Annotated in this window: 1 protein-coding gene; it reads left to right on the plus strand. The window is 40.2% G+C overall.

The features are described 5' to 3' along the window. Nucleotides 1–192 precede the first annotated feature (192 nt). Nucleotides 193–531, plus strand: a complete 339-nt coding sequence (locus AC3WQH_RS25540; RefSeq protein WP_492332332.1) for a hypothetical protein — start codon at nt 193–195, stop codon at nt 529–531. Nucleotides 532–604: the final 73 nt, after the last annotated feature.

Raw genomic sequence — 604 nt, forward strand, 5'->3', positions numbered from 1 at the left:
TGGTCAGGACAACTTTCACGATAGAGGAACATCTACGTTTTTTCAATGTCTAGCACGGGTTATGGTGATGAATCAAACATTTATAAATTTTACATCTTTATACAAAAAGCTTTTTGTATAGTATAAACAAGTTAAGAAGGGAGGCGATTTCTAGTAAGTAAAAGATATAGTAAGGTTGTCACCCAGTCATTTATGGTAGGCTTACTTATTGGAGTAAGTGCAACGGCAGTTTATGCATCTGCTGCAGAAAGCCGAGTGTACAACTTTGGTCCAATTGGTGGCTATTCATACTACAATCAGGCAACTGTTGAAAAAACTGGTGACAACGTGTATTATACAGCAGAGATTGGAAGTCAAAATTCGGGTAAAATACCAGTGGGATATATGAGTGCAGGTCCAAGGCTGTTTAAAGGAGATGCTTTGTGTAAAGCTTCAGAAATGACTTACAACTCTTCTGCAACAGCCTCCATGAGGGTTGGAACGTATGGCAACTGCGGCTCAGGTATCTATAACAGCCGAGGTGCAACTTGATGCTAGACTTTACATTGGACACGGAGAATCGAGAGTGCGACAATAAAAGCGTTCATAATCGAGGTGTCCAACA

It is taken from the genome of Brevibacillus sp. FW301-21C12A, assembly GCF_058788915.1.